We start from the raw sequence: 20185 nt of genomic DNA on the forward strand, positions 1-20185 counted from the left end.
CGTCCGGTCAGGTGGCGTGTATTGGCGTGTGCCGCGCCGTTGTACGGCCACGGGCACGGTGCTAGTATCGGAGCCCGGTCCCCTCGCCCGTATGATCGGGCGTCCGGCTTTCTTGCGCGAAACCCCGGATCTGGAGGAATGTGGCCATGGATGCCTTGTCCGACCTCTTGCGCGCCGTGCAACTGAGCGGTGCCGTGTTCCTGAACGGCGAGTTCAAATCACCGTGGTGCCTGATCAGTGAAGCCGATGCTGAATTGCGCGCCGCGTTCCTGCCGCGCGCCGACCGCGTGGTCTCGTATCACCTGATCACCGAAGGCATCTGCTGGGCGCGCCTGGTCGACGACACCGGCCCCGGGGTGCGGGTGGAAGCCGGCGAGCTGCTGGTGGTGCCGCAGGGCGAGCCGCATGTGCTCGGCAGCGACCTCCATCTGCAGCCCTTGCCTTCCGCGCCGCTGGTGTATGACCTGCTGCGCAACAGCCCCGGCGAAGTCATGCGGGTTTCATACGGCGGCGGCGGCGAACACACGCGCATGGTCTGCGGCTTTCTCGGCTTCGACGACACCATGGGCAATCCGCTGCTGACGTCGCTGCCGCGGCTGTTCAAGGTGGGGCTGGGCAGCGGGCTGGAATCCGCATGGCTGGCTTCGGCGCTGGCCTTCGCCACCTCGGAGGCGGCGGAGCCGCGCGCCGGCAGCGCCACCGTGCTGGCCAAGCTGTCGGAGCTGCTCTTCGTGCAGGCGGTGCGACGCTGCATCGACACCCTGCCGGCCAATGAAAGCGGCTGGCTCGCCGCGCTGCGCGACCGCTACGTGGCGCGTGCGCTGTCGCGCATGCATGCGCGGCCGGCCTATCCGTGGACCGTCGACGAACTGGCCGGAAACGTGGGGCTGTCGCGCTCGGCGTTGGCGCAGCGCTTCACCGACCTGCTCGGCCAGCCGCCGATGCAGTACCTCGCGCACTGGCGCCTGCGCACTGCCGCGGCCGAGCTGCGCAGCGGCAACCGCTCGATCAGCGAAGTCGCCGGCGCGGTCGGCTATGACTCCGAGGCCGCCTTCAGCCGGGCCTTCAAGCGCGAATTCGGATTGCCGCCGGCCAGCTGGCGCCGCAACTGCACCGAAGCGGCGCACGCATGAATGAAAACGGCCCGCGCCTGGGGCACGGGCCGTCGACTGGCCACTGGTGGCCGCCAGTGGCTTACATCTTCTGCTTGGTGCTTTCCGCCGCGCCCTGCACCTTCTCGCCGCCGCGCTCGATATCCTTGCCGGCGCCGGCCATGGTGTTGCAACCCGTGACCAGCAGCATGCCGGCGAGGGCAAACAGTGCGTATAGCTTTCTCATGATGATCTCCTTGCTTCGTGTGGATGCGGCATGCGCCGCCAGGATGGAAGAGCTCGGAATAGCTTGACCGGGCAGCCTGTTGCCCAACCGGCAATTGGATCGTAGCAATCCGTGGCGGTACGAAAAGTCGGGATTCGTCCTACCGCGATGTCAGCAGAACGCGCGACATGCCACGCCGGCATCCGCACTACGGCGGTGCCGACCCCCCGGCCTGCCGGCTGGTCCCGAATATGCTTGTAGGACTGCGACCGATAGCCCGCGGCCGCGGGATCCCTTAAAAACCCAATGTCACTGCCAGCCATCACGGAGAACACCATGACGTCACGCAGCATCCATGTGCTTCCCGCCACGACCGGCGAATCCGGGTACGCCAGCGACGGGGAATGGGCGCTTACCATCGAGGGCCTGGAAAGCGGCCCCGACGACGCGGCACTGCACTTCCCGACGCAGGAAGCCGCCATTGCCGCCGGCTGGATGCGTGCCCGCGAGGACGGCGTGTCGCTGTGCATCCATGGCCGCGACGGCCTGGTGCGCGAACGCAAGATCTACTGCCGCGACGGTCGCGGCAATTCCGGCCTCGGCCGCTAGCGCCATCCCGGCTGGCCGGCCCGCCGCGGCGCCGCTGCCTCGCCGTCATTGCCTTGCGTGCCCGCTGACACAGCGGGCCGCAACCGATCATTGCGCCGGATGCATTGAGTCGCATCAAAATACCGCGCATCTTCTGCTGAAAACACCGGGTCCACCGCCAATACTGGAGTCAGGCCACAGGCCGACGACCAGGACAACCGAGACCCGTCATGCGTTTTCTGCTCCGATACCGTCCGCTGGACATCTATCCCGACCCGCTCGACGCCAGGGTGGCGGAACTGCACGAGCTTGCCGAAGACATCCAGGATCGCCACGCCCGCAAGTGGCGCCGGCATGGCTCCATGCTGACCCGGCATGACGGCGCGCCGCCCGGGTTTCCCACCGGCGACCCGAAAACGCGGCACTGATGCGCCAAGGCGCGGACCTCGCCGCCATTGCAGGAATGTGAACAAGTGTCATATCGGGTTGGCAAGACCATGACCCCTGCTGAAGAATGGTTATACGCAGGCAAGCGACCCGATCGGCGGGTTCGCTGCCGCACCATTTTTCTGACGCAGCGACATGAATCGAACCACCCGGGAATGCGTGATGGCGTTGATTGCCAGCCTCCGTGCCAACGGGCCCATGCCCCGGCACCGGCTCGCCACCGCCAGCCGTCTGAGCGCCGCCGAGCTGACCCGCGCGCTCAAATCCGCCCGCCAGATGGGCGTCGTGGCCTATGAAGGCGAGCCCGAGTTGCCGCCCGAGGCCGATACCCTGCTCTTGCTAACCGGCCGGCCCCTGCCGCCACCGCGGCGCGTCACCCCCGCACCGCGCGAGAACATCCCGCGTTTCGAGCCGCTGCTGGACGTCTGGGGCATCTCCCGCCCCGCCACGCTGCGGCGCGGCCACGCTTCCTGACCACGCTCCGGCGCCCGCGGCACGCCGGCGCGGCCGCGTGCCGTTCTTACAAAGGCCGGTAAGGCGCACACGCAAAAGCCGCGCCCGGCGCGGCGCCAGCGGGCGCTTGCGCAGGGTACGGAACTTGCGCGCGACGCTTCAGGCTATGGCTTTCGCTTCCCCTGAGCGTACGCAATGAGGCAATACAACGCGCCCGGCACCACGGCGTCCCCAGCGGCCCCGCCGGCGCCACCACCGCATGATTCCACCTCGCCGCCCGGCTTCCAGCTCGAGCCCGGGCGCAACTGCTGGCGCGTCGAGCGTTGCCGGCGCTTTGCCATGCTGGTCGACGCCGACGCCTATTTCCGCGCGCTGCGCGAGGCGCTGCCGCGGGCCGAGCACACCATCTTCATCCTGGGCTGGGACATCGACAGCCGCATGGAACTGGTCCCCGCGGGCGCGCAGGATGGCCTGCCGCCCGGGCTGCGCGACTTTCTGTGCGCGCTGGCCGACCGTCGCCCCAACCTGCGCATCTACATCCTGAGCTGGGACTACGCCATGGTGATGGCGATGGAGCGCGAATGGCTGCCCTCGGCCAGCGCGCACTGGCAGGCGCACCGGCATCTGTCGTTCCTGCTGGACGGCAATCATCCGCCCGGCGCATCGCATCACCAGAAGGTGGTGGTGCTCGACAACAAGGTCGCTTTCGTCGGCGGGCTGGACCTGACGCTGCGCCGCTGGGACGACAACCAGCACGCGCCCGGCGCGCCGCTGCGCATGGCCGAGGGCCGGCCCTACCCGCCCTTCCATGACGTGCAGTGCGCGCTCGACGGCGACGCGGCCGCGGCGCTCGGCAAGCTGTGCGCGCAGCGCTGGCTGCGCGCGAGCGGCAGCCAGCCGCGGCCGGTGGCGGCAACCTCGTCGGATCCGTGGCCGCCGAGCCTGGCGCCCGAGCTGACCGATGTGCGCGTGGGCATCGCCCGCACCATGCCGATGTACGAGGACGAACCCGGCGTCAGCGAAATCCGCATGCTGCTGCGCGATGCCATCGCCTCGGCCCGGCACAGCATCTACATGGAGAACCAGTACTTCAGCTCCGGCGAGATCGCCAAGGCGCTGGCCGCGCGGCTGGGGCACGAGGACGGCCCGGACATCGTGCTGGTGTCGCGCCGCAACGAGAGCGGCTGGCTCGAGGCGCACAGCATGGGCGTGCTGCGCGCACGCCTGTACCGGCAGCTGCGCGCGGCCGACCGCTTCGATCGCTTCCGCCTGTACTGCCCGACCATTCCCGGCCTGATGCCCGACTGCGTCAATGTCCACAGCAAGGTCACGGTGATCGACGACGACTTCCTCACCATCGGTTCCTCCAACCTCAGCAACCGCTCGCTCGGGCTGGACACCGAGTGCAATATCGTGGTGGTCTCCGGCGGCGAGCCGCGCATCCAGGCTGCCATCGCAGCGATGCGCGCGCGGCTGCTGGGCGAACACCTGGCGGTGTCGCCCGAAGCGTTACAGGCCGAGGTGGCGGCCACGCGCAGCGTGCTTGGCGCGATCCGGAACCTGCAGCGCAGCGACGGCCGCTCGCTGGAAGACTATGTGCCGCCGCTGCCCGACGATGTCGATGCCGCCTCGCCGGCCGCCAACCTGCTGGACCCGATCGAGCCGATCGACAGCGACCAGGTGCTGGCCGAGTTCGTCAGCCACGAGGCGCGCCCGCGCGTGCTCGGGCGCGTCGGGGCGATGGTGGTGCTGGCGCTGTTGATGGCGGGACTGGCCTTTGCATGGCGCTATACCCCGCTGCGCGAATGGGCGGATTTCCGCGCGCTGCTGGGCGCGATCGAGCGCGTCGACCGGATGCCGCTGGCGCCGCTGGCGATGATGGGGGTCTATCTGGCCGGCGCGGTAATGATGCTGCCGGTGACGCTGCTGATCCTGGTCACGGTGGTGGTGTTCGGCCCGCTCTACGGCGCGGTGCTGGCCCTGTGCGGCACGGTGCTGAGCACCGGCGCGGGCTACCTGGCCGGGCGGCTGCTGGGGCGCAACGCGGTGCGACGCTTCGGCGGCCGGCGGCTCAACCGCGTCAGCCACCAGTTAGGCAAGCACGGCATCGTCGCCATGGTGGTGCTGCGGCTGGTGCCGCTCGCACCGTTCTCGCTGGTCAACCTGGTGGTGGGTGCCTCGCGCATCAGCCTGCGCGATTGCCTGATCGGCACCGCGCTGGGGATGTTGCCGGGCATCGTGGTCAGCGCCCTGCTGGTGGACCGGGTCGCCGCGGCGGCGCGCGCCCCTGGGCTGTTTACCTTTTTGCTGCTGGCCCTGGTGCTGCTGGTGCCCGCCTCGCTGCTGCTGGTGCTGCGTCGGCGCCGGCGCAATGCGGCGCGGCCGCGCCGCGGCCGCCACGTCGCTCCGCCTGGCGCCGGCTCGCGTTTGTCGCGGCTGGCTAGGATGGCCGGAGAGCGTCCTGAAGCTCAGGGCTGGCGGCGGTAGGTGGCCTTCACGATCTGCGTCCACTCGCCGTTTTCGCCCTGCATGTACGAAGTCAGTTCGCGATGGTCGTCGTCGCGGAACGTGATCACGTCGCGGTACTGCACCATGCGGCCGTTGCCGGAGCAGTCCGGCCCTTCGGCGCGCAGCGTCAGCTGCTGCCCGCCCGCGTCGAGGTCGCCTTCATATACCCACAGGTGGGTCATCATCGAGCCGATAAAGGTGCCGACAAAGTGCTTGCGCGCCGGGTCATAACCCAGCGTCATGACGGTCGAGGCCGGGCCGCAGCCGGGCATGTCGCCCTGGGCCACGCACTGCACCCAGATGTCGCCGATGGCGCTTACCCGTTCCGGGATTTCCCACTTCTGCACCGGCTGGTCCGGCCCCATCACGGCCTCGCCCTGGGCGATCCAGTTGCCGATCAGACGTTGCAGCCAGCGATGCTCCTTGTGTGCTTCGATTTGCATTTTCGGTCTCCGGTGCGTGGGTACGGCCGCGGGTCCGGCCCGACCAGGGCCGCGTGCGACGATTGCGGCGAGCATTTGTGGATGCTGTACACATAGACTAGCAAACGAAATGTACAGTGTCCACATTAAATTGCAACAGCCGGCACAGAGGGAAGCCAGGCCTGGCTACCGCGGCAGCCGCAGCTTGGGCACGGCAAAGCGGTTGCCCTGCGCGCGGCGAACGTCGCACTGGACCTTGGCTTCGCGCACGGCGCCGTCCTGGGCCAGGTATTCGACATCGGCCACCACGCTGTAGTTGTCCTTGTCGATCTGGCGCGCGGTGGCGGCCACCCACTTGAAGCTGCCGGGGTTGGGCAACGCCGCCTTGACCGCGTGCTTGCAGGCGGCCTCGGGCGCGCCCTCCTTGCCGGGCGGCCGCGATGCATCCTGCCGGGCGGCGGCCAGCGCGGCCGGCACGCCCGCCGACAGCGCTACCGTCAGCGCGGTGGAGAGCAAACGTGGGGAAAGCGGCGAGAACATCCTGGACTCCTGCAACGGGGCGGCGCCAGACCGCACCTTCAGGCGCCGGCGCCGATGCAGTTCAGGCCGCGACGCGCGGGCAAAAGTTCCCTTGCCGCCACAGCCAGCGGCCCTAACGCCGCACGCAGGCCTTGTAGGTGAACTTGTCGCCGCGGAACATGAATTCCGAAAACGCCAGCGGCCGGTCGTCGATATCGTGGGGCGTGAAGCGGATACGCAGCAGCGGCTCGCCCGGCTCGACCTTGAGCCGGCGCGCGGCTTCCGCGGTGGCGGGGATCGCCGCGCTTTCCGTGTGCAGGTACTTGAGGCGATAGCCCAGCCGGGCCTCCACGATCATCAGCGCGTCATTGTTTTCCAGGTCGTGCTCGAGGATGGCGCGCATCAGCGCTTCGGGCGCCATGGTCACGCCGACCGCCACCGGCGTGCCGGCCACGGACTTGAGCGTGGTCACGCTCAGCAGCTTGCTGCCGGGCGGTACGCGCAGCGCATCGGCGGCGATAGCCGGCGCGGTGATCAGCCGCGTCGACAGCAGCCTGCCGTGCGCTTCGTGGCCACGGGCGCGCATGTAGTCATAGAAGCCGGTCAGCGGTCCCAGGTCTGCCTGCCCCGCCGGGCGGCTGACGAAGCTGCCCTTGCCGTGGACCGTTTCGATCAGCCCCTCCGCCAGCAGCGACGCCAACGACTGGCGCACGGTGATGCGGCTGACGCCGAACTCCGCCATCAGTTCGGCCTCCGACGGCAGCTTGATGCCCGGTGTCCATTCGTTGTTGACGATGCGCTGGCGCAGCGCGCCTTCGATCTGCTTGAAGCGGGGCAATGAGCTGGTTGTCACGAGATTCGGCGGATTCATGGGGACGGCCCATGCGGGCATCTACTTATCATAACAACGTTGACTCATCATAACATGTTATGACAACATCGGCCGGCATCATCCATGACAAGACCAGCGGCGCCGGCCCGGCCCTTACGTGACGGCGCACGCATACGGAGACAACCGATGCCAGACCTGAGCGCACTGCTGCAACCGCGCACCATCGCCGTGATCGGCGCTTCCACCCAGCCCGACAAGGTAGGCGGCATGCCGGTGCGGCTGCTGAGCGAGCTGGGCTACGCCGGCCGCATCGTCCCGGTCCACGCCACCGCCAGCGAAGTGCAGGGGCTGGCAGCGGTGCCGACGATGGACGCGCTGGATGCGCCGGCCGACCTCGCCATCGTCGCGCTGCCGGTCGGTGCCAGCCTCGACGCAATGCGACAGCTGGCGCGCAACGGCACGCGCGCCGCGGTGTTCTTCACCTCTGGCTTTGCCGAGACCGGCGGCGATGGCATCGCTCTGCAGGCCGAACTGGCGGCGCTGGCGCAGGCCCACGGCATCACGCTGCTGGGACCGAACTGCCTGGGCGCGATGAGCCTGCGCGAACGCGTGTTCGCCACCTTCTCGCCGATTCCGCTCGGCGGGCTGCCGCCGCTCGGCGAGGTCGGGCTGGTCAGCCAGAGCGGCGCCTTCGGGGCCTATGCCTTCGCGCTGGCGCGCGAGGCCCAGCTGGGCCTGAGCCACTGGGTCACCACCGGCAACGAAGCCGGCCTGCATGTGGCGGACGTGATCGAATGGCTGGCCCGCGACGACGCCACGCGCGTGATCCTGGCCTACCTGGAAGGCTGCCGCGACGGCGCTCGCCTGCGCCGCGCGCTGGCGGCCGCGCGTGCGGCAGGCAAGCCGGTGGTGGTGACCAAGGTGGGCACCACCGCGGCCGGCGCGCGCTCCGCGCAATCGCATACCGCCAGCCTGGCGGGCGAAGACGCGGTCTACCAGGCGGTGTTCGACGAATACGGCGTGTTCCGCGCCGATACGCTGGAGGACTTCTTCCGGCTCGGCTACGTGCTGTCGCGCGGGCGCCGGCCCACGCGCTGGCAGCCTGCGGCGAAGGAGCCGTCCAATGCCGTCACCCCGGTCGCGCTGGTCACTGTCTCCGGCGGCGTCGGCATCATGATGGCCGACCAGGCCGAGGCGCTGGAGCTGCCGCTGCCGCCAATGCCCGCAGCCCCGGCCGCGGCGCTGCGCAACGCGATTCCGTTCGCCAGCACCGCCAACCCCATCGACGTCACCGGACAGGTGGTGGCGCAGCCCGAAGTATTGCTGGACGCCATTGCCGCCGCGGCACAAAGCCCGGACTACGGCAGCGTGGTGGCCTTCCTGGCCGGCGGCGTGGGCTCGCCGCGGATCTGGCCCGGGCTGCAGGAAACCGTCGAGGCCCTGTACCGCGGCGGCAATGCGGCGCCGCTGCTGTTCAGCGGCCTCGCCGATGACGACAAGCGCCGCTGGCTGGAAGCGCGCGGCGCGCTGGTGTTCCGCGAACCGGCGCACGCGGTGCAGGCCGTGGCCGTGCTGGCGCGGGCCGCGGCGCAAGCTGCGGCAGCACAGACGCCCGCCTCAGCATGCGTCGCCGCGGCAGTCGGCCTGCCGGTTCCCGATGTGCCGCCCGGCACCACCGCCTTGTCCGAGTTCGAAGCCATGCAGTGGCTGGCCGCGTGCGGCATCCCCACCGCGCCGCACGGCCTGGCGCGCGATGCGGACGAGGCCGTGCGCATCGCCGGCGGCATGGGCTATCCGGTCGCGATCAAGCTGTGCTCGCCCGACATCCTGCACAAGAGCGACGTCGGCGGCGTGGTGCTGAACGTGGCCGACGCGCAGGCGGCACGCGCGGCGTTTGCACAAGTGCGGGCGGCTGCCACCAGCCACGGCAGGCCGGCGCGCTTCGACGGCGCGCTGGTCGCCGGCATGGTGCGCGGCTGGGGCGAACTGATGGTGGGCGTGCGGTGCGATCCGGTGTTCGGCCTGGTGGCGCTGGCCGGCATCGGCGGCACCGCGGTGGAGATCTTCCGCCAGACCGCGTTCGGCCTGGCGCCGCTGAGCCATGCCCGCGCCCGCACCATGCTGCGCGCGAGCCGTGCCGAGGCACTGCTGTCGGGCCACCGCGGCCATCCCGCGCTCGACGCCGGGGCCGTGGCCGAGGTGCTGGTGCGCGTGTCGCAGGCCGCCGCGGCGCTGGGGCCGCGGTTGGACACACTCGAAATCAATCCGCTGATCGTCACCGCGCGCGGCGTGGTCGCCGCCGATGCCGTGGTGACCCTGCAGGCGGCGGCCTCCGACCGCCACACGAACCGACCCACCGAGGAGACCACCCGATGAACCAACCCGCTGCGCCCTTCCTTGCCGGCGCTCCCATCGACACCCCGCAGGAAGCGCTGACCGCCGCGGCGGCACTGCCGCTGGTGCTGGCGACGTATCCGCTGTTTGAAAGCCTGCGCACGTGCCGGCTGCAGACCTCGGTGGCGCAGGCCACCGGCTACGGGCGTGCGCCGGTCAACATGCTGTCGGCCAGCCCCCAGCCGTGGACCCACCACGACCGCGACATCGTCACGCCGGCCAATGACCTGCTCTACTTCTGCGCCTGGATCAACCTGGCCGACGGGCCGGTCACGCTGCACGTGCCCGCGCTGCCGGACGCGCGCCGCTACTACGTGGTGGAACTGCTCGACGCCTGGACCAACAACTTCGAGAACCTTGGCCCGCGCAACGTGCCCGCCGCGGGCGCCGACATCGTGCTGGCCGGCCCGGGCCAGCACGCCGACGGCGCGCACGTGGTGCATTGCCCCACGTCGCTGGTCTGGCTGCTGGGCCGCGTGCTGGTGACCGGCACCGACGACCTGCCCGCCGCCAGCGCCTTCGAGCAGGGTTTCCGCCTGTCCGGCGGCAGCGCGCGGCAACCCGCCTGCGTGCGCGACTGGCAGGACAGCGGGGAGCCGGCGCTCGACTTCTTCGCCAACGTCTTCAACGCGCTGCGCGAATATCCGGCCGAGCCTTCCGCCGCGGGGCTGCTGTCGCTGCTGCGCAAATGCGGCATCCGTGCGGGCGAGCCGCTCGACGTGGGCGCGCTGCGGCCCGCGGTGCAGCAGGGCCTGATGCGTGCCTGGCGCGAAGGGATCGCGCTGATCGAAGCCAATACCCGCAGCCATGCGCGCAAGAGCTGGACCTACAGCCTGCTGCTGGGCCGCTATGGCGACGACTGGATGCAGCGCGCCGTGACCGCGATGAAGGGCCTGGGCGCACTGCGCGCCGACGAAGCCGTCTACGCCGCCGCCGACTACGATGCCGACGGCGAGCTGCTGCACGGCCGCCACACCTATGCGCTGCACTTCCCGCCCGGACACCTGCCGCCGGCGCAGGCGTTCTGGTCGGTCTCGCTCTACGGCGCCGACCGCTTCTTCACCGACAACGCCATCGGCCGCTATGCGCTGGGCGACCGCAGTCCGGGGCTGCAGTACGACGCCGACGGCGGGCTCACGCTGACGATCTCGCACCAGCGCCCCGGGCAGGCTGAGGACAACTGGCTGCCGGCACCCGACGCCCCGTTCTACCTGATCCTGCGCCTGTACCACCCCACCGACGGCTTCATCGCCGGCGACTACGTGATCCCGCCGCTGCGGCGCATCGCCTGAAGGAGACGGCCCATGGCAACCCAGGACATCTCCCCAGAAGCGCTCGCCCGCGACGCGGTGCGCTACACGCTGCCGCTGTACGAAATGGCGCGCATGCGCGCCGCCACCTGCCCGCGCCGCGACAGCGCCGGCGTCTTTGCCGGCGACGGCCCGGAGTCGACGCTGCGCTGGATCAACACCGTCACGCACGTGCGCACGCTGCTCGGCCCGCAACACCGGCAGGTGGTCACGCCGAACAACGACACGCTCTACACCAACGCCTGGCTCGACCTGTCGCGCGGCCCGCTACTGCTGGACGTTCCGGACTGCCACGGCCGCTACTACGTGCTGGGGCTGCTCGACGCCTATACCAACCCGTTCGGCTACATCGGCACCCGCACCACCGGCAGCCAGGGCGGCACCTGGCTGCTGCACGGGCCGGCCTGGCGCGGCGAAGTGCCGGCCGGCGCCACACCGCTGCCCTGCCCCACCGATGCGGTCTGGATCATCGGCCGCATCCTGGCCGACGGCGAAGCCGACCTGGCGGGCGCGCACGCCTTGCAGGACGGCATCCGCCTGCGCCGGCCCGACGGCACCGCCGCCGCGAGCGTGATCGACGCCGGCATGCACGCCGGCGAGCGGCCGGCCGATCCCGACCGCTACGCCGCCATCGTCCGGCGCATGCTGGCCGAAAACCCGCCACCTGCCGCCGAGGCGGACCTGGTGCGCAGCTTCGCCGCCGCCGGCATCGGCAGCGCGACGCCGCTGACGCCGACGCAACGCACTGCGCTGGCAGCCGCGCTGGCGCACGTCGATGCCGAACTGGCCGCGCCCAAGGCTTCCGCGCTGGGCGGCGGCTGGTCCCTGCCGGTGGAGATCCGCACCTCGTTCGGCGCGCACTACGCGCTGCGCGCCGAGGTGGCGCGCAACTACATCGGCGCGCTGGGCATCGAGGAAGCCATGTACCTGATGGCCGATTGCGATGCCGACGGCCTGCCGCTGGACGGTACGCACCAGTACGAGCTGGTGTTCCCCGCGCAGGGGCTGCCACAGGTGGGCGCGTTCTGGTCGCTGACCATGTATCGCAAGACGGACTGCATGCTGGCGGAAAACCCGCTGCAGCGCTATTCGCTGGGCGACCGCTCGCCCGGCCTGCGCGCGGCGCCGGATGGGAGCCTGCGCATCGTGCTGGGCGCACGCGCACCGGCGGAGGCCACCAGTACCGGCAACTGGCTACCCGCGCCGCCCGAACCGTTCTACGTTGCGTTGCGCCTGTACGTCCCCGGCAGCGCGCACCTGGAACGCACCTTCCGCTACCCCGCCATCCGCCGCATGAAGGAAGCATCATGAACCGAACCGTTGTCTTCGCCCGGGCCGTGCTCACGACCAGCGTGGCGCTGCTGTGCCTGGGCGGCCAGGCGAAGGCGCAAACCTATCCGTCGCGGCCGGTCAAGCTGGTGTCGCCCTACGGCGCCGGCGGCTCCAACGACATCTCGGCGCGCATCCTCGCCGATGCGCTGGGCGGCAAGCTCGGCCAGCAGGTGGTGGTCGAGAACAAGCCCGGCGCCGGCACGCGCCTGGCCACGGAGCAGGTGGCGCATGCCGCGCCGGACGGCTATACGCTGCTGTGGGCGGCCGCGCCCTTTGCCATCAATACCGCCGCGGGCATCGCGCAGCGGTACGACGTGCACAAGGACTTCGTCGCGGTGGGGCCGCGCGTGCTGGGGCCGATCTTCCTGATCGTCAATGCCAGCTCGCCGGCGCGCACCGTGGCGGACTTCGTGCGCATGGCCCGGGAGAAGCCCGACGGCGTGACGGTGGCTTCGCCGGGCGCCGGCTCGGGCCCGCACCTGACCGCCGAGCTGTTCGGGCAGGTCGGCAAGTTCAGGCTGCTGAACGTCCACTACCGCGGCGACGCCACCGCCTACACCGAGCTGCTGGCCGGCCGCGCCGACGCCACGCTGACCGCCATCACCTCGGCGCTGCCCTTTATTAAGGCCGGCAAGCTGCGCGTGCTGGCGGTGGCGTCTGAACAGCGCACGCCGGTCTATCCCGATGCGCCCACCTTCGCCGAACAGGGCTATCCGGGCATGGTCGGCTATGGCTGGTTCGGGCTGGTCGCGCCGGCCGGCACGCCGCCCGCCGTCACCGAGCGGCTCAACCGCGAGGCGTCGGCCGTGCTGGCCGATGCGCAAACCCGCAACAAGCTGCTTGGCCTGGGCCTGGAGCCGCATCCCGAGCGCGGCAGCGAGTTCTCGGCCTTCATCGACCACGAGATCGGCAAATGGGGCAAGCTGATCCAGGCGCGCGGCATCAAGCTGGACTAGCGTGCGGGCGCACGCCGTCCGCGCAAGGCAAACCGTGACATCGCATAAACAGGAGACCACGCCATCATGAAGACCGTTGCCCCTTTTTCGCCGTGGGTGCAAGGCAAGCTGCTGCAGGTCGCGCTGCCCTGGCTCGGCATCGCGGCGCTCGCCGTAGCCCCCGTCGCCGCGCCCGCGCAGGGCGCCTATCCGGCCAAGCCCATCCACCTGATCGTCGCCTATCCGCCGGGCGGCCTCACCGACACGCTGGCGCGCGCCGTCGGCGACGGCCTGTCGCGCCAACTGGGCAAGACCGTGGTGGTCGAGAACAAGGGCGGCGCCGGCGGCATCATCGGCACCGACTATGTCGCCAAGGCGGCGCCGGACGGTTACACGCTGCTGATGACCATTCCCGGACCGATCACGTCCAACCTGGCGCTGTACAAGAAGCTGCCCTACGATCCCCGCACCGACCTGCGCCCGGTCTCCGACATTGCCACCGCGCGCACCGTGCTGGCGGTCAACAGCAGCGTGCCGGCCAGGACCGTCGCCGAGCTGCTGGCCTATGCCAAGGCCTCGCCCGGCAAGCTGCGCATGGGCTCATGGGGCCCGGGCACGCAGCCGCATACCATCCAGACCTATTTCGCCAGGCAATACCAGGCTGACATGCTGCACGTGCCCTACCGCGGCGAAGGGCCGATGGTGACCGACCTGCTGGCCGGCCAGGTCAACGTGACGGTGGGCTCGGTGACCGCGCTCAAGCAACATTTCGCCACCGGCAAGCTGCGTCCGCTCGCGGTCACCGGCACGCGGCGCGCGCAGGCGCTGCCGGACGTGCCAACCTTCACCGAAGCCGGCTACGCCGACGAGCCGTTCCGGCTGACCGGCCCCATCACGCTGATGGCGCCCGCCAGGACGCCGCAGGACATCATCGACCGCCTCGGCCGCGAGACCGCCGGCCTGGTCGCCAGCGCCGACATGCAGCGGCGCATCGTGGACATGGGCGCGGAGCCGCTCGGCACCACCCCGGCGCAGGCCGAGGCGGCCTACAAGGCCTACCTGCCGGTGGTGCTGAAGCTGACGGCGGATACGGGGGTGACGCTGGACTGAGGGACGCCGGGACTGTGCAACCAGCGCCATCGCCTGGCGGGGGCGTTGCCGACGCCGCCCGCGGCAAAGCCGATGTCGCCGGGCGGGCCCTGAGTGACCGGTGCGCGACCCGGCGAAGCTGCCGTGATACAGTCGACAGCGTGCGTCAGACGGACGCACCAGTCCCCCGCACGCATGAAAACGCTGCTGATCGTCTACCACACCATGACCGGCGGCACGCGCCAGATGGCCGAGGCGGCCGCCGACGCAGCGCGCCGGCAGCCCGGCGTCACGGTCGTGCTCAAGACCGCCGCCGCGGCCGGCCCCGACGATGTGCTGGCCGCTGACGGCTACCTGTTCGCCACCCCGGAGAACCTGGCCGCGATCGCGGGCATGATGAAGGACTTCTTCGACCGCTGCTATTACCCCGCGCTGGACCGCATCAACGGCCGGCCCTACGCCGCCATGATCTGCGCCGGCAGCGATGGCCAGAACGCGCTGCGCCAGCTCGAGCGCATTGCCACCGGCTGGCGCCTGAACCGCGTCGCGCCCGGGCTGATCGTCTGCACGCATGCGCAGACGCCGGAGCGCATCCTCGCCCCCAAGCAGATCGAAGCCGCCGACCTGGCGCGGTGCGCGGAGCTTGGCGAGGGCCTGGCCGCGGGGCTGGGCCTGGGGGTGTTCTAAGGCCCTTCCGGCCATCGCACAGCCACGGCGCGGACCGGGAACAGGTCTTGCACGTCCCACGCATTCCCTGTACGGCCCCTTGCCATGGACGACCCCGAAATTACCGCTTCAGAAGCCCGGCGCGATCCGCTTGCCGGCACGGCGCGCGGCGTGATGCGCCTGGTCGACGCGCTGACGCAGACCGCGCTGGTGGTCGCCACCGCCACCCTGGCCTGGGTGCTGTGGCGCCGTTCCGATGCCTATGCGTGGTTTGGCGGACTCGGCCCCGGCACCGCGGTGACGCTGGCGGTGCTGGTCACGCTGGTGGCGCTGCTCGGTGTCTGGATGGGCGTGCGCACCTGGCGGCGGGTGGGCTGAAGCGTCGCTAATCCTTACAACGCCACAGTAAAAACCGGCCACCCACCCAGAGGAGCTTCGGTGCCTGACACTTCGCTTCGCCGTACCGGCCTGCTTGCCGTCGTCACCGGGGCATCCTCCGGCATCGGCTACGAACTGGCGCGCTGCTGCGCGCGGCACGGCTATGACCTGGTGGTTGCCGCGGACGAACCGCAGATCGAGATCGCGGCCAGGCAACTGCGCGACGAAGGCGCCGAGGTGACGGCGCTGCTGGCTGACCTGTCCACGCCCGAGGGTGTCGAGCAGGTCTGCTCGGCGCTGGGCAGCCGCCGTGTCGACGTGCTGTGCGCCAATGCCGGCCGCGGCCTGGGCCACGCCTTCCTGGACCAGGACTTCGCGGCCATCCAGCGCGTGGTGGAGACCAACGTGACCGGCACCTTGCACCTGCTGCACCGGGTCGGCCAGCGCATGCGTGCCCAGCACGAGGGACGCATCCTGATCACGGGATCGATCGCCGGCTTCGTGCCGGGCACCTGCCAGGCCGTCTACAACGCAACCAAGGCGTTCCTGGATTCCTTCTCCTATGCGCTGCGGCACGAGCTGCAGCACACCGGCGTGTCCGTCACCTGCCTGATGCCGGGTGCCACCGAAACCGATTTCTTCGAACGCGCGGATCTGCTCGACACCCGCCTCGGCCAGCAGAAAAAGGCCGATCCCGCCGAGGTGGCGCGGATCGGCTTCGATGCCATGATGCGCGGCGAGGGCGAGGTGGTGCCGGGCTGGCACAACAAGCTGCGCGCCGCCATCGCCATGGTGACGCCCGCCGACGTGCTGGCCGAGCAGCATCGCCGCATGGCCGAGCCGCTGGAGGCGCCGGCGGACAAGCCGCCGGCCACCTAGGGCTGCGCGGGCAAGATCAACCCATGCGCGTGGTGCCGCCAGTGCTGTCGCGCCCCTGGCCGGGACCGCCGCTGCCGGTTTCCATGCCGCCGCCATAGCTGCTGGCGCTGGAACCGGTGGCGCTGCCGGAACTGCTGACGCCGCTGACATGGCCCTGGGCAGGGCTGCCGGATGTCGCACCGGACTGCGCCCCTTCGGTAATGCCCGATACGCCGAATGCGCCCGGCGCGCCGAGTCGTACCGCGTTATGGATCTCCTGCACGCCGAAGACATCGTCGACGATGTCCTCGATGCAGTACTTCTGGCGCCGGTCGCGCACGTTGCCGGTCAGGCGCACCACGCCGCCCTGCACTTCGACTTCGACGTCGCGCACATCGACATGGCGCGCGTGCGCGAGCCGTTCGCAGATGTCTTCGCGGATGCGCTCGTCGCTGCGCTGGTAGCCCTTTGGGCCGACGCGGTCGCGCCCGCGCGGCATCTCGCGCGGCGCATTGCTGCGGCTGTCGCCACCGCTGTCACCCCACTCGTCGCGCACCTCGCTGCCACGGCGCCAGGCTTCGTCCTCTTCCCATGGCGCGCGCCGCGGAGAAGATTCCCAGACCCGCTGCGCCGGGCTGGAGCGGCCGCCGTAGTAGCCGGACTCGCGCACGTCGCTGTCGTGCCGCTGGCGGCCTTCATAGCGGCCTTCGCCGTAGTCGCGCGCGGGACCGCCGCGCTGGCCATAGCGCCCCTCGCCGTAGCCGCCCGCGTCGTCGCCGCGAATGCGGCGCGCTTCATCGGCGTCGCGGTCCCCGCGCCACCAGGAGCCGCCGCCTTGATTTCGGAATGGATGCATCGCTGTCTCCAAGGGTTGAGCTTCCGGCGCGGCCGGCGGGCCGCGCCGCCAGTCAACGGGGCGCAAATTCCATACCATTTCGCGGGCATGGAGGACGGCACGCATGCCGCGCGCCCCGCACCAAAGCAAAGGCGGGCGCCACCGGGAAAGGGCGCCCGCCGTTATCACGCAACCGGGTTGCAGCGTCAGGCGGCCAGGGGAGCGAGGCCGTGCGGGGCATCGTCCTCGTCTTCGTGCACGATCAGCACCACACCGCGCCGCTTGGCGGCGGCCATGCCGATGTTGACAGCGACGTCGCGGTCGTCGCAGTGGACCAGGCCCTTGCGCGCGCTTTCGACCGTCAGTTCCCAGCCCTGCGCGGTCTGCCTGATCAGGAAGTTTGCAGCCATGGGTTGCTCCCTGTCGTTGGTGTTCTTGCAGCGTAGCCCATGGGCGGAACCGTTAAATCGGCGTCTGTCCGATAGCGTGTGGGCGCTTCTCCTACAGTCGTGCCGATGGCGCCCCTGATTGGCGCCACGGATGGCACCCCTGATGCGCCCGGGCCACCGACAAATTGCGCCAACAAGCGGGCCATTCAAATTGATGCCGTCGATCGTGGAATTGCGATTGTTGACAAGAATCACGGATATAAGCGGACTGCGATCGAAAAATCGTCCTCCATCACGCAAAGCCGGACCCGCGGAACGCAGCAGGCGGACAGCGCCGCACTGTGACACACCCCGGGCAGGAGGAGACCATGGACACACACCCTGCCGCCACCAGCGGCCCCGCTGCGGCAACGTCCCGCCCGTTGCCCGCACCGGCGCGCAAGAGCGTGCTGCACGACCTGGAGCAAACCCGGCTGGCGATCGAGATGATCGGCCTGGGCGCGCGCCTGCAGGTGCTGGAAGCGGAAGTGTCGCTGCCGCGCGAGCGGCTGACTCGCCTGTACAAGGAGCTTCGCGGGGCGTCTCCGCCCAAGGGGATGCTGCCGTTCTCGACCGACTGGTTCCTGGCCTGGCGCCCCAACGCCCATGCCTCGATGCTGCTCGGCGCCTACCGCTTCATGATCCGTGCCGGCCACCTGGACGGCATCCGTGCCACCCTGGCCGCCTTCCGCATGTATCGCGAGCATCTGTGCGTCACCGGCGAGGTCGCCCAGCTGAGTTTTACCCGTGCCTGGATGCTGGTCCGCTTCTATGAGCGCGGCATGCTGCAGCTGGCGCGCTGCCAGTGCTGCCGCGGCGAGTTCGTGGTGTGCGCCCACGCTGCGCGCCAGCGCTACATCTGCGGCTTGTGCCTGCCGCCGGCGCGCGCGGGCAAGTGCCGCAGGCCCGGACCGGCCGGCGCATGAACGCCCGTGCCGCCCCGGCGCCATTGTCTGCTGGCGCACAGTCCGCCCACCCGCACCCTTCCATGATGGATGCACCAGACCATGCCGCCCGCGGCGCACCCGGAGCCTCGCCCATGTTCAAGATCCCCATGCTCGGCAAGATGCTGGGCACCCCCGCGCCCGAGGCCGGCGGCAAGGCCCGCGCCGAGCCACCGCCGGCGCCGTCTGGCTCTGCGGCGGGCACGCCGCGCCAGGGCATGCCGGAACAGCTTGCGCAGAACCTCAAGACCCAGGGCGATGCCATGATCCAGTACGGCGCCCGGCTGCTGGTGATGCGCGAAATGCTGTGCGCCATGGCCGCGGCGCTGCCGCCCGATGCGCGCGCCAGCGCGCAGCGGCAGTTCCGGCAACGCATCGACCAGTTGCTGTCGCTGACCGACGACCACGTGCTGCCGGCCGAATTCCACACGGCGCTGCTGGCCGAGGTCAACTACTACCTCGGCGAGCTCAGGCAACGCTGACGGCACAGCGGCTGGCACGGCCCGGGAGGCGATTTCCCGAGCGCCCGGCGCGCCCGCTGACGCCGGCTGGCGCCCTATCCTGCACTACTCCTGAGTATGCCGCGCCAGGGCGTTGCACAGGCGGCCCTTGTGTCCGGTTTGATACCGGTCGTAACTGCCATTCCGGGGCCCCGGCCATCGTGCTACAGTGCGCCCTCAGCACAAAGCTGCAAAGCGGCGTATAGCACACCTCCCGGCCTGACCGGGCAGCAGGTGGCCCTGGCGTTCCGCCCCGGCTTTGTCACCCCGAAGCGCACACGGTGCGCGCCCAGGCGCCGGCACGTGCCGGGAGCCGGCCCTTGCTCTTCGTGCCTTGCCGCGCGCTTGCCGCTCGCCACAGTTGTGGCGCCGAACCATTGCCGCGCAGCCGCCTGTCCCGGGGTCCGCCCCGACCGCCGCTGCCGTCCCCAGGATCTTCATGACGCACCAGTTCCAGGCTGCGCTCACCATTGCAGCCTTCAAGCTCTTTGCCGCCCTGCCCTACGGCGTGACCGCCCGCCTTGGCGACGCCCTCGGCAGGCTGCTGTACCGCATTCCCAGCCGCCGCCGCCGCATCGTGCATACCAACCTGGCACTGTGCTTCCCCGACATGGATCCCCGCAAGCGCGAGCAGCTGGCGCGCGACCACTTCGGCCATGTGCTGCGCAGCTACCTGGAGCGCGGCGTGCAGTGGTTCGGCAACGCCGAGCGCCTGGGCAAGCTGGTCGAGCTGGATTCGCGCATCGACCTGGCCTCGTGCGCGGAGCATCCGACCATCTTCATGGGCTTTCATTTCGTCGGCATCGAGGCCGGCTGCATGTTCTATTCGATGCGCCACCCGGTGGCATCGCTGTACACGCGCATGTCGAGCCCGCTGCTGGAGCAGATCTCGCGCACCCAGCGCGGGCGCTTCGGCGCCGAGATGATCCCGCGCAACGGCAGCGGCAAGCAGGTGGTGCGCACGCTGCGCGCCGGCTGCCCGGTGATGCTGGCGGCGGACATGGACTTCGGCATCAACGATTCGGTGTTCGTGCCGTTCTTCGGCGTGCCGGCGTGCACCCTGACCTCGGCCTCGCGCCTGGCCAGCCTGACCGGCGCGCGCGTGGTGCCGTTCACCACCGAAGTGCTGCCCGACTACCGCGGCTACCGGCTGCGCGTGTTCGACCCGCTCGAAGGCTTTCCCTCCGGCAGCGTCGAAGAGGACTCGCGCCGCATGAACGCCTTCCTCGAAACCCAGATCGCCACCATGCCGGAGCAGTATTACTGGATCCACCGGCGCTTCAAGAACCGGCCGGAAGGCATGCCGTCGGTGTACTGACGCCGCTCGCCGGCACTGGTCCTGTCGTCGCCGGCCGAGATGGGGCAGTACCGGAAGGACGAGATCGAGCGCTGCAAGCGGCTCGCGGTGGCCAGGGTGCCGCTGCAGTCAG

Annotated in this window: 23 protein-coding genes; 17 read left to right on the forward strand and 6 right to left on the reverse strand. The window is 70.2% G+C overall.

Going from position 1 to position 20185, the window contains the following annotated elements; genetic code table 11:
- The first annotated feature begins 146 nt into the window (after positions 1 to 146).
- Positions 147 to 1133: an AraC family transcriptional regulator gene (locus tag A3AG_RS0107465; RefSeq protein ID WP_018004821.1), complete on the forward strand. Its 987-nt coding sequence runs from the start codon at positions 147 to 149 to the stop codon at positions 1131 to 1133.
- Between the two features lie 61 nt (positions 1134 to 1194).
- Here A3AG_RS0107465 and A3AG_RS0107470 read toward each other — a convergent pair whose 3' ends face one another.
- Positions 1195 to 1338, reverse strand: coding sequence for an entericidin A/B family lipoprotein (locus A3AG_RS0107470; RefSeq protein ID WP_012355598.1), 144 nt, complete (start codon positions 1336 to 1338; stop codon positions 1195 to 1197).
- A 315-nt stretch (positions 1339 to 1653) separates the two neighbouring features.
- On the opposite strand from A3AG_RS0107470, the gene A3AG_RS0107475 reads away from it, so the two are divergent.
- The 4 genes from A3AG_RS0107475 to A3AG_RS0107490 all read left to right on the forward strand — a co-directional run bounded on the left by A3AG_RS0107475 (position 1654) and on the right by A3AG_RS0107490 (position 5292).
- On the forward strand, positions 1654 to 1926 hold the full coding sequence (locus A3AG_RS0107475; protein WP_018004822.1) for a DUF2188 domain-containing protein: 273 nt from the start codon (positions 1654 to 1656) through the stop codon (positions 1924 to 1926).
- Positions 1927 to 2135: 209 nt separating this feature from the next.
- Positions 2136 to 2333 (forward strand): hypothetical protein, encoded by a 198-nt coding sequence (locus tag A3AG_RS0107480; RefSeq protein ID WP_018004823.1) that lies wholly within the window; start codon positions 2136 to 2138, stop codon positions 2331 to 2333.
- Between the two features lie 181 nt (positions 2334 to 2514).
- Positions 2515 to 2826, forward strand: a complete 312-nt coding sequence (locus A3AG_RS0107485; protein WP_018004824.1) for a hypothetical protein — start codon at positions 2515 to 2517, stop codon at positions 2824 to 2826.
- A gap of 174 nt (positions 2827 to 3000) precedes the next feature.
- Positions 3001 to 5292, forward strand: a complete 2292-nt coding sequence (locus A3AG_RS0107490; protein ID WP_018004825.1) for a VTT domain-containing protein — start codon at positions 3001 to 3003, stop codon at positions 5290 to 5292.
- On the opposite strand, the gene A3AG_RS0107495 is transcribed toward A3AG_RS0107490, so the two are convergent.
- The 3 genes from A3AG_RS0107495 to A3AG_RS0107505 form a co-directional block, all read right to left on the reverse strand.
- Entirely contained in the window at positions 5274 to 5756 is a 483-nt protein-coding gene (locus A3AG_RS0107495) for a DUF1579 domain-containing protein (RefSeq protein ID WP_018004826.1), read from the reverse strand. The genes A3AG_RS0107490 and A3AG_RS0107495 overlap by 19 nt on opposite strands.
- 165 nt (positions 5757 to 5921) lie before the next feature.
- The gene (locus tag A3AG_RS0107500) at positions 5922 to 6275 is read right to left on the reverse strand and encodes a DUF2880 domain-containing protein (protein WP_018004827.1); all 354 of its coding nucleotides are present in this window, start codon (positions 6273 to 6275) and stop codon (positions 5922 to 5924) included.
- 112 nt (positions 6276 to 6387) lie between these two features.
- Complete coding sequence (locus A3AG_RS0107505) at positions 6388 to 7125, reverse strand: GntR family transcriptional regulator (RefSeq protein ID WP_026164022.1); 738 nt, start codon at positions 7123 to 7125, stop codon at positions 6388 to 6390.
- 147 nt (positions 7126 to 7272) lie between these two features.
- On the opposite strand from A3AG_RS0107505, the gene A3AG_RS0107510 reads away from it, so the two are divergent.
- The 8 genes from A3AG_RS0107510 to A3AG_RS0107545 all read left to right on the forward strand — a co-directional run bounded on the left by A3AG_RS0107510 (position 7273) and on the right by A3AG_RS0107545 (position 16069).
- Positions 7273 to 9462: an acetate--CoA ligase family protein gene (locus A3AG_RS0107510; RefSeq protein ID WP_018004829.1), complete on the forward strand. Its 2190-nt coding sequence runs from the start codon at positions 7273 to 7275 to the stop codon at positions 9460 to 9462.
- Positions 9459 to 10772, forward strand: coding sequence for a DUF1254 domain-containing protein (locus A3AG_RS0107515; protein ID WP_018004830.1), 1314 nt, complete (start codon positions 9459 to 9461; stop codon positions 10770 to 10772). The genes A3AG_RS0107510 and A3AG_RS0107515 overlap by 4 nt, the downstream gene beginning before the upstream one ends.
- A gap of 12 nt (positions 10773 to 10784) precedes the next feature.
- On the forward strand, positions 10785 to 12101 hold the full coding sequence (locus tag A3AG_RS0107520; protein WP_018004831.1) for a DUF1254 domain-containing protein: 1317 nt from the start codon (positions 10785 to 10787) through the stop codon (positions 12099 to 12101).
- Positions 12098 to 13078, forward strand: coding sequence for a Bug family tripartite tricarboxylate transporter substrate binding protein (locus tag A3AG_RS0107525; protein WP_018004832.1), 981 nt, complete (start codon positions 12098 to 12100; stop codon positions 13076 to 13078). Before A3AG_RS0107520 ends, A3AG_RS0107525 begins: the two co-directional genes overlap by 4 nt.
- A gap of 66 nt (positions 13079 to 13144) precedes the next feature.
- Positions 13145 to 14167 (forward strand): Bug family tripartite tricarboxylate transporter substrate binding protein, encoded by a 1023-nt coding sequence (locus A3AG_RS0107530; RefSeq protein ID WP_018004833.1) that lies wholly within the window; start codon positions 13145 to 13147, stop codon positions 14165 to 14167.
- Positions 14168 to 14341: 174 nt separating this feature from the next.
- The gene (locus tag A3AG_RS0107535; protein ID WP_018004834.1) at positions 14342 to 14833 is read left to right on the forward strand and encodes a flavodoxin family protein; all 492 of its coding nucleotides are present in this window, start codon (positions 14342 to 14344) and stop codon (positions 14831 to 14833) included.
- Positions 14834 to 14917: 84 nt separating this feature from the next.
- Positions 14918 to 15190 (forward strand): hypothetical protein, encoded by a 273-nt coding sequence (locus tag A3AG_RS31485; RefSeq protein WP_018004835.1) that lies wholly within the window; start codon positions 14918 to 14920, stop codon positions 15188 to 15190.
- A 60-nt stretch (positions 15191 to 15250) separates the two neighbouring features.
- Entirely contained in the window at positions 15251 to 16069 is an 819-nt protein-coding gene (locus tag A3AG_RS0107545; RefSeq protein WP_018004836.1) for an SDR family NAD(P)-dependent oxidoreductase, read from the forward strand.
- Positions 16070 to 16085: 16 nt separating this feature from the next.
- Here A3AG_RS0107545 and A3AG_RS0107550 read toward each other — a convergent pair whose 3' ends face one another.
- Positions 16086 to 16904 carry a BON domain-containing protein gene (locus A3AG_RS0107550; RefSeq protein WP_018004837.1) on the reverse strand — a complete coding sequence of 273 codons (819 nt, stop codon included), beginning with the start codon at positions 16902 to 16904 and terminating at the stop codon, positions 16086 to 16088.
- A 185-nt stretch (positions 16905 to 17089) separates the two neighbouring features.
- Entirely contained in the window at positions 17090 to 17293 is a 204-nt protein-coding gene (locus A3AG_RS0107555) for a hypothetical protein (RefSeq protein WP_018004838.1), read from the reverse strand.
- A 105-nt stretch (positions 17294 to 17398) separates the two neighbouring features.
- Here A3AG_RS0107555 and A3AG_RS34205 point away from each other — a divergent pair, with 105 nt between their 5' ends.
- From A3AG_RS34205 to A3AG_RS0107570, 4 genes are all read left to right on the forward strand, one after another.
- Entirely contained in the window at positions 17399 to 17617 is a 219-nt protein-coding gene (locus A3AG_RS34205; RefSeq protein WP_145987523.1) for a hypothetical protein, read from the forward strand.
- 23 nt (positions 17618 to 17640) lie between these two features.
- Positions 17641 to 18237 carry a flagellar transcriptional regulator FlhC gene (gene flhC / locus A3AG_RS0107560; protein ID WP_026164023.1) on the forward strand — a complete coding sequence of 199 codons (597 nt, stop codon included), beginning with the start codon at positions 17641 to 17643 and terminating at the stop codon, positions 18235 to 18237.
- A gap of 113 nt (positions 18238 to 18350) precedes the next feature.
- Positions 18351 to 18737 carry a hypothetical protein gene (locus A3AG_RS0107565; RefSeq protein WP_018004840.1) on the forward strand — a complete coding sequence of 129 codons (387 nt, stop codon included), beginning with the start codon at positions 18351 to 18353 and terminating at the stop codon, positions 18735 to 18737.
- Positions 18738 to 19194: 457 nt separating this feature from the next.
- Positions 19195 to 20073, forward strand: coding sequence for a lipid A biosynthesis lauroyl acyltransferase (locus A3AG_RS0107570; protein WP_018004841.1), 879 nt, complete (start codon positions 19195 to 19197; stop codon positions 20071 to 20073).
- The last annotated feature ends 112 nt before the right edge of the window (positions 20074 to 20185 follow it).

The organism is Cupriavidus neocaledonicus (genome assembly GCF_000372525.1).
Classification (GTDB): domain Bacteria; phylum Pseudomonadota; class Gammaproteobacteria; order Burkholderiales; family Burkholderiaceae; genus Cupriavidus; species Cupriavidus neocaledonicus.